Origin of the sequence: Flavobacterium cheonanense (assembly GCF_039539185.1) — a bacterium.
Taxonomy (GTDB): domain Bacteria; phylum Bacteroidota; class Bacteroidia; order Flavobacteriales; family Flavobacteriaceae; genus Flavobacterium; species Flavobacterium cheonanense.
In genome coordinates, this window is record NZ_BAABCT010000017.1 from 1 (window position 1) to 10,593 (window position 10,593).

At 26.0% G+C, this 10,593-nt stretch carries 11 protein-coding genes and 1 pseudogene; all 12 read right to left on the reverse strand.

The annotated features are described in order from the left end of the window. The coding region (locus ABD766_RS14785; protein WP_344817412.1) for a GEVED domain-containing protein at nt 1-1,564 on the reverse strand (1,564 nt) is incomplete at its 3' end. 8 nt (nt 1,565-1,572) lie between these two features. Then, the gene (locus tag ABD766_RS14790) at nt 1,573-1,986 is read right to left on the reverse strand and encodes a hypothetical protein (RefSeq protein ID WP_344817413.1); all 414 of its coding nucleotides are present in this window, start codon (nt 1,984-1,986) and stop codon (nt 1,573-1,575) included. Nucleotides 1,987-2,467: 481 nt separating this feature from the next. Then, a complete protein-coding gene (locus ABD766_RS14795) occupies nt 2,468-4,297 on the reverse strand; it encodes a LuxR C-terminal-related transcriptional regulator (RefSeq protein ID WP_344817414.1) in 1,830 nt (609 codons plus the stop codon). Nucleotides 4,298-4,448: 151 nt separating this feature from the next. Further along, a pseudogene (locus ABD766_RS14800) lies at nt 4,449-4,634 on the reverse strand (T9SS type A sorting domain-containing protein); the annotation flags it as partial. 455 nt (nt 4,635-5,089) lie between these two features. Beyond that, nucleotides 5,090-5,518 carry a cysteine peptidase family C39 domain-containing protein gene (locus ABD766_RS14805; RefSeq protein ID WP_344817415.1) on the reverse strand — a complete coding sequence of 143 codons (429 nt, stop codon included), beginning with the start codon at nt 5,516-5,518 and terminating at the stop codon, nt 5,090-5,092. Next, nucleotides 5,515-6,138, reverse strand: a complete 624-nt coding sequence (locus tag ABD766_RS14810) for a LuxR C-terminal-related transcriptional regulator (RefSeq protein ID WP_344817416.1) — start codon at nt 6,136-6,138, stop codon at nt 5,515-5,517. The genes ABD766_RS14805 and ABD766_RS14810 overlap by 4 nt, the downstream gene beginning before the upstream one ends. 306 nt (nt 6,139-6,444) lie before the next feature. After that, complete coding sequence (locus ABD766_RS14815) at nt 6,445-6,819, reverse strand: hypothetical protein (protein ID WP_344817417.1); 375 nt, start codon at nt 6,817-6,819, stop codon at nt 6,445-6,447. Nucleotides 6,820-7,434: 615 nt separating this feature from the next. Next, a complete protein-coding gene (locus tag ABD766_RS14975) occupies nt 7,435-7,746 on the reverse strand; it encodes a LuxR C-terminal-related transcriptional regulator (RefSeq protein ID WP_425556591.1) in 312 nt (103 codons plus the stop codon). A 607-nt stretch (nt 7,747-8,353) separates the two neighbouring features. Next, nucleotides 8,354-8,701: a hypothetical protein gene (locus ABD766_RS14820; protein ID WP_344817418.1), complete on the reverse strand. Its 348-nt coding sequence runs from the start codon at nt 8,699-8,701 to the stop codon at nt 8,354-8,356. A gap of 70 nt (nt 8,702-8,771) precedes the next feature. After that, complete coding sequence (locus tag ABD766_RS14825) at nt 8,772-9,116, reverse strand: DUF4406 domain-containing protein (protein WP_344817419.1); 345 nt, start codon at nt 9,114-9,116, stop codon at nt 8,772-8,774. Nucleotides 9,117-9,479: 363 nt separating this feature from the next. After that, a complete protein-coding gene (locus tag ABD766_RS14830) occupies nt 9,480-9,923 on the reverse strand; it encodes a VanZ family protein (RefSeq protein ID WP_344817420.1) in 444 nt (147 codons plus the stop codon). Nucleotides 9,924-9,950: 27 nt separating this feature from the next. Next, on the reverse strand, nt 9,951-10,593 hold a 643-nt coding region (locus ABD766_RS14835), incomplete at its 5' end, for an SIS domain-containing protein (RefSeq protein WP_344817421.1).

Below are 10,593 nucleotides of genomic sequence, written 5' to 3' on the forward strand. Positions count from 1 at the left end.
TTGCTTGTGTTAAAGAACATACAGTACTTGGTCCTGCTATTACAGAAGGAAGTGGAGCACCAGAAACATTAATTGAAGCTAGTTGGGTAGCTGTTGCTGTAGAACAACTAACTCGAATTTGACCCGATACAAAATCTGAAGTTGAAGAAACTGTTATACTTGAAGTTCCCTGACCAGATACAACAGTAATACCCGTAGGTACTGTCCAAAGATAAGTACCATTGTTTACAGTAGTAGCAGTATACTCTTGCGTAGCATTTGTACAAAGTTCAATCTCACCAGTTATTGCTAAAGCAAAACCACCAGGAGGAATTGGCGTCGCTCTACGAACACGAAGCGAACGAGTTGGGCTTTCATTGCAAGTATTAATTGCTTTTACACGAAGCGTACCATCGGTATAGGTTGACGATAAATTCACTGTTATCGATGGACCTGTTTGAGAAAGAATAGTCATACCAGCTGGTAATTCCCAAACATAACTAGCAACCCCAGCTACTGGAGTTACAGAATAAGTTGCAACAGTTGTTACAGAAGGTAAAACTGATATTCCGCTAATTGAACTTAATGATCCTAAAATAGGTAATAAAGTAACAGCTACTGCTGTTCTCGTACTTGTTGTACCCGATACAGTCTGTGACACAAAGTAGTTTCTTGTTGTTAATGGAGTGTTATTGTTTAGCGCAACACCACCAGTGGCAGTTGTAAACCAACTTAAATTAGAACCTGCAGCCTGTAAGTTAGCTACTGTTGAGCCTGGGCATAATTCTTGAGTAGCAGGTGCTGTTGGTGGAGGGGTAAACGCTCTAAAATTAGCGGTAATTGTTTTTGCTTGATTCATTGTTACTGTTATTGGGTTGGTTGTACCAGTAGCAGCTCCACTCCATCCTGTAAAGGATTGCGGCGCAATAGGCGTGGCAGTTAGTGTAACTAATGAATTTTCTGCAAAATTAGAAAAGTTTACATTGTTGGCAGTATTGATACCTGATGGATTACTTACCACATTACCAGTACCTGTTCTATTTACTGTTAGTCCCACGGGATTTACTCCACCTTGTACAGATGAACCAAAATCAAAGGTATTACCATAGGCATAATCACCACAAAGCTCTGGTATATTGTTATATACCATTATCAAACGCATTCTAACTGGCCCGTTAAATGCGTGTGCTGGTACTGCTATATTTCCTGTAAACGTATAAGTAGTGCTGTTAATCATTTCCGTTTCGTCATAAACCAACTCTCCTGGATCTTCTAAATTTCCGTTGTTGTTAAAATCTATCCAAAATTTAACAAATTGCTGGTAAGGACCATTAGTAGTAACAACAACGCTCAATGGAACTGTTGTACCTGCTTGTAAAATAGGCATAGGAACATTAGTATAATTATAATATCCAGGACCCGTAAAATCATTGTTTCCCTGAAAAAACACTCCATTAAATGTTACTGATGCAACATATTCGCAACAGAATTGGGTAGCTGTAGAAGGACACAAATCTGTTTGGGCATGGTTTAGCTGACCAATCAGCAAAAACCATAAAATGCTTAGTTTAGTAATTATTTTCATAATTCAAATTAATTAATTGATTGTTGGTATAGATTTGTAATACGCTGTAATCCGTCTTGAGGGGAAAATTTATCTTTTTCAGCAATAATCCAAACATAACCATTTGGTAAACCATGATTTACTTGAAAAATAAATTTGTTATCAAAAAGTTTTTGATAAAAATTGTTCTTCTGTGCTTCTGTTAGCTGAGCAACATCACTTAAGAAATAATATTGTTTTTTATCGGTAGCTAAATGCACAAATTCGCCATTAGCAGGTTTAACTTTTTGAATTTCTTCAATTGTTTCTGCAGATAAACTTTTAAAATAATTTTCTACAATTAGAGTACGAATTCTACCATTTTCACTATGAAAAATTGATTTGTTTTGAGAAAAACCAGTTCCAAAAGCGACAAGAAATAGAATTAAAAAATAATGTTTCATTGTTTTGTTTTTTAAAATTAATATTGAATTTTTAAATTGTCTTTTTAAAGTACATTAAATTACTATTTCATCAGCATAAAATTTTGAGTTAAAAAATATTTTTCACAAATTTCAGATTCTTTTTTTTAAAAAAGGTATAGAAAAAATATAGATTTTTTTTGCTTAATTTTATTTAAAATACTGAAAAACAATTGGTTTTGATTAAGTAGTTTTTTTGCGTTAAATTTTTTACGTCACTATTTTTTTTGATTTAATGTAGTTAATTTTAGGTTAGGTTTATTTAACCAGAGAACTACAGAGATAACTTGTATTAGGTTGCTTACTGTTATTTTTATTTTTTTATTACTACAAAGTTAAAATTTTGCTTTTTTTATTATGGCAAAATAGTTACTTGGTCTGTAAAAATTAGATATTGTTATGTTGTATGTTCGTCAGATGTATTTTTTTAAATTGATGTTTTATAAATAATTTTCAGTTGCTACTATATTTCATTTACACATTGTATAAGTTCATTCTCAGATGATAAATTCATTTTTTTTCTAAGTAAGTATTTTTTACTTATCACACTTTCGTAAGAGATGTTAATTAGCGTTGCAATTTCTTTATTATTTAAGTTTAGTTTTATTAATGATAAAAAGTCAATATCTTTTTTTGTTAGCGCGGGATATGTTTTCTTTAATTTTATGGTAAAATCAGGATGCATGTTTGTGAACCTAATTTCAAATTCGCGCCAATAATCATCATTATTAAAAAAACTTTCAATTTTAACAATTATATTTTTCAGTTCTTTATCGTTTGTTTTAATAATATTTGATTGTAAAAAATCAATAATATTAGATTTAATTTGGAATATCTTTAATTGAAGTGCTGTGAGCTCTCGTTCTTTTATTCTTAATAGCTCTCCTTCCAATTTTAATTGCTCGTCTTTAAGTAGGTTATTTTGTTCGTTTAGTTCTTTTTCTTGTTGCAATTGCATCAATATTAGGTCTTGTATTTTATTTTTCTTCTTGTATTTATCAAAAAAATAGGAAATTAGTAATACTGTAAAAAGTATTAAAATCCAAATAATAGTATTTTGCAGTTTTAAATTGGATACTTGTAATTCAAGGTTGCGGTTTTTGTTTATTTCATTCTTGATATTGTACTGATTTAATTTTTTTTGTAACTCATCGAAAGTATTTTCCTTTTGTCGCTCTGTATAGAGCTTTTGCAAACTTTTTAGCGCTCTGTATTCGGATGGTTTATCTCCAAATTTTCCGTATAGAGTAGCTAGTGTTTCGTAATAAAAAATCTTTTCCTGCAAATTAGCCTGCGAAAGCATTATAGCTGCATCTAAAGCCAACAACTCCTCTATTTCAGAAAAACTATTTTGCTTTTGCAAACTATTTAGATAAAAAGTGAAAATCTCTAAAGATATGTGAGGCAAGTTGGCATACATATAATCAAAAGATTTCTTCAAATAAGGTGTTGCTTTCTCATAATTTTTGATTTTATAATAATACTTCCCAATACTTCCCATGCATAAAAACTCATTTCTACTATCTGAAATAGCTCGAAAACCCACAAGAGCTTTGTTGAAATAATCAATACTTTTAGGACTGCTCAATTCACTATAACAAGCGCCTATATTCATTAATGCCACGTACTTATTTTGAAGATTGTTTTCTATATCTTTACTAAAATAAGGCAAGGTTTTGTTGTAATATACAATAGCATTAGCAAAATCCCCAATATTAAACTGAATATTAGCTTGTCTTAACAATTGAATGTTAAGCAATTTTTCATCCCCTAATGTTTCCAATTTTGGAATTAATTCAGAAGATACATCTAATGCTTTATTGAAATCCGATTTGTTGTAATAAACAGCACAAATTTCACTTTCAACTTTTAATAAATTTTTTTCATCTCTAATGGATGCGTATAATTTTTTTGCTTTAAATAAATTTTTTAAAGCCAACTCAAATTTGCCAAATAATTTTTGAGTATTGGCAATATTACATAAAATATTAGCCTTAGTTTTTACACTACAGTTAGGATCAAAAGCATAGGACTTTTCAAAATTACGAAGAGCTCCTTCGTAATCACCCACTATGGCATGATAAATTCCAACATCATTATATGTTTTACAAATGGTACTATCCGGAAGGTTAGGAAGCAATAAAATGGAATCTAAATACTTTTTAGATAATTGAGGATCGGAAAACTGCTTCTTTAAAAAGACATTGTAATAACCTTTATAAACCCGATTACTTTGAGCTAAAAGTAAAGAAATATTCAACAAGAAAATAACAAAAATTGCTTTTTTTAACATCTTAAATTAATTTTTAATAAATTTTGTAATTCTTCAATTATTATTCATCTTTAGGAAGATTGATGATAATTTAAAAGCTAAAAAGTATACAAAAGCAAAAACTTCCTCAATTTCTTGAGGAAGTTTTTAACTATTTAATAACTAATAAAAACTATCTTTTTATGACACGAAGCGTTTTAGTATTTGCTTCTTGAGATAAAATTACATTGTAAACTCCAGATGGATATTGATTTTCTAATTCAAAGTTTTGAATATCAGAAGCATTTATCGTTTTATCTTCTTGAAGTTTTCCTATCATGTCGTAAACTCTAACTTGAATACTTGCCTCATTGTTAGTCTTAACGTTTAGCTTAAAGTTCTATACAAATGAATTTGGATACTCTAAAACTATGAATACATTTTGTTAATAGAAAATTTGTTGTTTAAACTATTAAAATAGTATCATAACCGATTACGTGTGAAACACTAAATTGATATGTTGTAGAATCTGCTATAGATGCTGATATTATATTAAATTATAAAAAGTTTTAGTTTCTGTTTGTTAACAAACCTCGAACAAAACAAAAAAGTATACTAATCACAATTAAAAGAAATAAATGGTATTTTTTATAATTACATAATATGTAAAGAAAATTTAGTGAATTTAAATTTTTAATGTAAACTTATTTATTAAATATTATTATTTTAAATTTTTAGTAAAAATTTAGTTCAGTTTTTTTACTCTTGCAAATAAAAAACTTTTAGAAATTATTTTATCAATTTATGTAAATAAAATTGATTGTATGTTAAAGATTAATCTGAAACAAAAGCAATACAATCATTATTATGCCATAACTGTTTAAAATTTTCTTTTGTAAGAGAGTAATATCCTTTTCTAGAATCCCATATGTGAAATCCATCTAATGCACTGAAAGATTTAAAAAAAACGAAGTGTATATCTCCTCTTTGACCAAAAAACTTAATTAATAAAGGTTGATTGTATTCTATAACATCATTTATTGTAACTTCTTTACAATGAACTGCAATTAATCCATTATTTTTAGCAGCTTCAATCAATAACTTAAATGAACTTTTAGGGTAATTCTTTTGAATCAAATAGTTTAAATCATTTATAGAAGATGTGCCATTATAAAACTTAATTATTTTTAAAAGTGATTCAAGCCCTCCATCTGAAGGTTGTTCAGCTTCTACAATATATTTCATTAAAACATTATTAATCATTGTAGAAGTGTTTTATAATTTGATTTTTTGAATAATTTGGCCAGCTCTATAATGTTATTGACTTTAGTTTTTTCAAATACTCTTTTTCTGTAGGTACTTACAGTTGATGTTGCAATTGATTTTTTTTCTGATATTGAAGATATCGTTTCACCATTAATCAGCATCAATCCAATTTCTAATTCTCTATCGGATAAAAGCATTTCTAATGTTTTTATTTTACTAAATTTTTTAATTTTGAATGAATTTTTACTTTTAAAATACTTTAAATCAAATTTTATTTTATTTGCTATCTCTTTTTGAGTATTAAAAACTGTGATGATTTCTATTGAACTGTTCTTGATTAATTTAGCTGTTTTAATATTTAAAGCTGAATGCAAAAAAATATAAATTTTTGTTTTTAAGTTTAGTTCTAATATTTTTTTTAATAAAATAATATCTTCTTTATTCTTATTTTTTAATTCAATAATTAAGATATCAAAAAAATCATACTTAATTTTTTCAAAAACTTCAGATTTTTTTTGAAAGTGTATATAACTTCCTAAAATTGATTCTCTAATTATAGAAGATAATCCTTTTTCAATTATATCGCTGTCTACAGATAGTAATACATTAATATTCATGGTAATAAAATTGAAATGTTTTTTTTTGTGGAAATGAAATAAATCATTACCAAGAAATTAGTCACTTGATTAATGATATTTTGGAAAATTGTTATGCTAAAAAAATGTTTAAATTTTTTTATTAAATAAAATTTAATGTCTGAATTATTATTAACGTTTAATTTTGTATTTAAGAAAAGACATATATAAAGTCGAGAAAGAACGTTACAATTCTTATAAAATGGGAAAAAATTTATTATCGAGTAATTCAATGTTTGCTCGAATTTTGTTAAGGTTACCAAAAGCTTTCATTTAAATTTAAAGTTATTAACTTATTCCTTTTTCTATGTTGAAATGTTTAATAAATAACTCGATATCTTTTTTATTTACTTTATTTATTTCCTTAACAATTATTTCTTGATTTTTATGAATTCCAAAGAATAGATAATGGTATTCAATAATCCAAAACTTAGAAAATAGTCCTATGACAAAAGCTATTAATAGAATTAAAAGTGATTTAAATACTAAAGAAAGTATCGTAAAGACAATTGACGTTATTATTAAAAAAAAATCTATTTTTCCATTTTGTATTGTTGTATATTGAATCACGGATAAATCATTTATTGACACTATAAAATCTTTAACCTGTAATGTTCCTTTGTAAATTGTTCCTACAGGATTTTGAAAAATCGGATTATTCATTTTAATAAAAGTTTTAAACTAATTAAGAAAGTTGCTTCATATTTGTCGTTCTAAAAAGATTTTTGGAAATATAAATTAATTAATGAATTATAGAGCCGAATCTATTTTCATTGTAATCACAGATTTGTCAGAAAACTATTCAATAGCAGCTTTGATTTTATAGAATACAATACAATTTTTACCTGCTCGTAAAGATTTTAACTCATTAATTGAAACGTAGTAAGAACCGTGTCTTTCATCCTAGATAAAAAAATCCTATTCTTCACAGTAGGAATATCACACCACAAAATATATCTTATTATCTGCAGTTTTTATAATAATTATTATTGGCTGTTTGTAGTTGATTGTTGTCTTAAGATCAATATCATCGGAAACTACACATTTCAAATCACATTTTGAAGCTATTTTTTACTAATGACGATATAGATGTTACAGGATAATTATTTTGTATAGCAGCATTTAAGTTTATAGATGAAGTGTTTCCATTATAGTATCTTATAATTGCTAATAATGACTTTAATACACCATCTGATTGCTCTTCATGTTGTATTAAAAATTTTAAAATTGTTTCTTTAATCATATCCTAATGATTTTTTTATTTTGAACACTAAGTCACTAGGCCAATTGAATTAGATTATTGACTTTGTCAAAAATTCTTCTTTTGAATGTGCTAATTGTAGTAATTGCGAGATTTAACTTATGAGAAATGGTTATTATAGTTAATCTTTTAATTAGCATTAACGCAATCTCTGATTCTCTCTCAGACAAAAGTATTTCAAGTGTTTTTAGTTTGGTGAATTTATTAATTTTGAAAGAGTTTTTACTTTTAAAATTCTGTAAATTGAATACAATTTTTTTAACTATTTCTTTTTGAGTTTGAGAAACTGAAATAATTTCTATTGAATTGTATTTGATGAGTTTTAGCATTTTAATATCTAAAGAGGAATGTAAAAAAAAATAAACTTTTGTCTTTAGCTTCAGTTCTAGAATTTTTTTATCAAATCAATATTTTTTTCATAATTATTTTTTAGATCTAATATTAAGATGTCAAAAAATCAAACTGAATTTTTTCAATAATATCAGATTTTTTTTGTAAAAGTGTATACAACTTCCTAAAATAGCTTATCGGTTTATTGAAGATAATTCTTTTTCAACTATATCACTATCTACTGATAGTAATACATTAATATTCATGGTAATAAAATTGAAATGTTTTTTTTGTGGAAATAAAATAAATCATTAACAAGAAATTAGTCACTTGATTAATGATATTTTGGAAAATTGTTGTGCTAAAAAAAATTTAATTTTCAAATTATTATTAACGTTTAATTGAATTTATGATTTTATTTTGATTTAAATTTATTTTGCTTAAAAAGTCAGGCAAACTAATGGTGCTTTTACCCCAAAAACACCAAAAAATTAATTTAATGTTACTTTAAAAAAATATTTTGTTTGCCTGACAAAGAATTTTATGATTTAATTTTCTTTAGATTAAATTATGCCTATTTTAGTTTTATTCTAATGGAAAATATCGCTATTGATATTTTTCTATAATTTCCAAATGGAAATTAATCTTATTTAATAAAGATGAATTATTCTCATCTAATTCCATTAAATAAATTGAGTCGCTAAGTAAAATGTTTTGTTTTATATCTTGTAAATTTGTAGAAACGAAAATTTTTTTTATCTTATGAAAAATAACAAAAAGATTCTTCAAATCAGCTACATCATTAAAATTTATGAAAGCACAATCAAAATACTCATCATAATATTGTGTCAAATATTGATTGTTTGTGCAAATAACTAATTCATGTTTTTTTGGAAGATTATTTTTTAAAAATCTTGAAAATCCTTTTGACGAATCATATATTAATATTTTCATTTAATTACTAATCATTTTTTTCTTTAGCTACTTTATTTAAAAACTATTTTAAAGATGTTTTTTAAAAAAATTATTTTACTTTTCTTTTTTTTGACTTTTCTATACTTAAATCTAGACCATGGACAACTAGTAAATCTAATAATATAGATATTTTTAATTCTAAATTATTTTGGTTAATTTCTGCACATGGCAATAAATATATTGCATCACTTTTAAATAAGTTTTGAATATTTTTAATTTTCATTTCATTATCGAGTTTTCTTGTATTTACATTAACATCTGACAGTGGATTAAAAACTCTAAATCCTTTTGAAATCATATTTAATTCAGCATTATTGAACTTTTCAAATGTCTTATCATCTAATATTGATGGTATATCTCCTATGATATATATATTTTTTTTTTCTGATTTCATAACTGAAATTTGATAAATTATTTTATTAAGATTAAAAAAATTAAAATAAAAAAATAGCTTAAATTTTTTTATAATTAAGAAACTATCTCTAAAGCATAACGTATTAAAAAAAGATATTTGTAGTTACTTTTTTGAATTAGTTTTACTTAATTATCAAGAAATTTAGAATTTATAAAAACGGGTAAAAAGAAATCTCTATTTTAACCAAATCATAAAAAAACTGAAATTAGCAATCAATTAAAATCACTAAAAAACATTCTTATTTACCCGTATAAATTTAAATTAAGTAATAATTTTCTATTAAAATTTTGATTATTTTCATAGTCCTATAACCTTGAATTTATTAATGGAAGAATTCATTTTTTAAACTTTAATACTTTCATTATAAGAATTTAGCAAGTAAGCACCTAAGACACCACCAGAAAAATTTAAAATTATATCATCTACTTCCATAATACCCAAGTTGAAGATATATTGAGAAAATTCTATACTAAAGGATGCAATGAAAATATAAAAGCACTTTTTTTTTAATGTTATTTTTTTTTGCAATACAATCTCTAGAGCTTTTGCAAAAGGAAATAACAAAATGATGTTCCCGAAAAATTCTTTTAAAAAACTTACTTTATTACTAATAGTTGAATTTTCGTAATTAAAAATGAATTTATAGCATTTATAAAATGGAATCATATTTATAGAACCATAGAAATCCTCTTTCAATCTGTAGTCGAGAAGAAAAACTACATAAAAAACTAAAAAAAAATATAAAAAGGATATTATAAATAAATAGCTTCTCTTTTTTTGAGTCATTATATTATCAAAAAAATTGAAACTTAACTATTCAACCGTTACCGATTTTGCTAAATTTCTTGGCTGATCAACATTACAGCCTCTCAATACAGCAATATGGTAAGATAAAACTTGTAATGGAATTGTAGTTAAAAGTGGTGAAAGTGCATCTGAAGTTTCAGGAATTTCAATTACATGGTCTGCGAGACCTTTTACTTGAACGTCACCTTTGGTAACAATGGCAATAATTTTTCCACTTCTTGCTTTAATTTCTTGAATATTACTTACCACTTTATCATAATGCTCTTGTTTAGATGCAATTACAACTACTGGCATTTTTTCGTCAATTAATGCAATCGGTCCGTGTTTCATTTCTGCAGCTGGATAGCCTTCTGCATGAATATAAGATATCTCTTTTAACTTTAAAGCTCCTTCTAAAGCAACTGGAAAATTGTAACCTCTACCTAAGTATAAACAATTTGGCGCATCTTTATATATAGAAGCAATTTCTTTAGCAATTTCATTTGTAGAAGACAAGGCTTCAGCTACCTTTTCTGGAATAACTTCTAATTCTTGTAAATATCTATGGAAGTCAGAATTTGACATAGTTCCTTTGGCTTTTGCAAGTCGAAGAGCAATCATTGTCAAAACTGTGATTTGAGTTGTAAATGCTTTTGTCGATGCAACACCA

What these genes read in the sequence shown, in the direction of transcription:
- ABD766_RS14820 (WP_344817418.1), bottom strand. Translation starts at nt 8,701, where the DNA reads ATGAAAATATTAATATATGATTCGTCAAAAGGATTTTCAAGATTTTTA.
- ABD766_RS14830 (WP_344817420.1), bottom strand. Translation starts at nt 9,923, where the DNA reads ATGACTCAAAAAAAGAGAAGCTATTTATTTATAATATCCTTTTTATAT.
- ABD766_RS14825 (WP_344817419.1), bottom strand. Translation starts at nt 9,116, where the DNA reads ATGAAATCAGAAAAAAAAAATATATATATCATAGGAGATATACCATCA.
- ABD766_RS14975 (WP_425556591.1), bottom strand. Translation starts at nt 7,746, where the DNA reads ATGCTAAAACTCATCAAATACAATTCAATAGAAATTATTTCAGTTTCT.
- ABD766_RS14815 (WP_344817417.1), bottom strand. Translation starts at nt 6,819, where the DNA reads ATGAATAATCCGATTTTTCAAAATCCTGTAGGAACAATTTACAAAGGA.
- ABD766_RS14790 (WP_344817413.1), bottom strand. Translation starts at nt 1,986, where the DNA reads ATGAAACATTATTTTTTAATTCTATTTCTTGTCGCTTTTGGAACTGGT.
- ABD766_RS14805 (WP_344817415.1), bottom strand. Translation starts at nt 5,518, where the DNA reads ATGATTAATAATGTTTTAATGAAATATATTGTAGAAGCTGAACAACCT.
- ABD766_RS14795 (WP_344817414.1), bottom strand. Translation starts at nt 4,297, where the DNA reads ATGTTAAAAAAAGCAATTTTTGTTATTTTCTTGTTGAATATTTCTTTA.
- ABD766_RS14810 (WP_344817416.1), bottom strand. Translation starts at nt 6,138, where the DNA reads ATGAATATTAATGTATTACTATCTGTAGACAGCGATATAATTGAAAAA.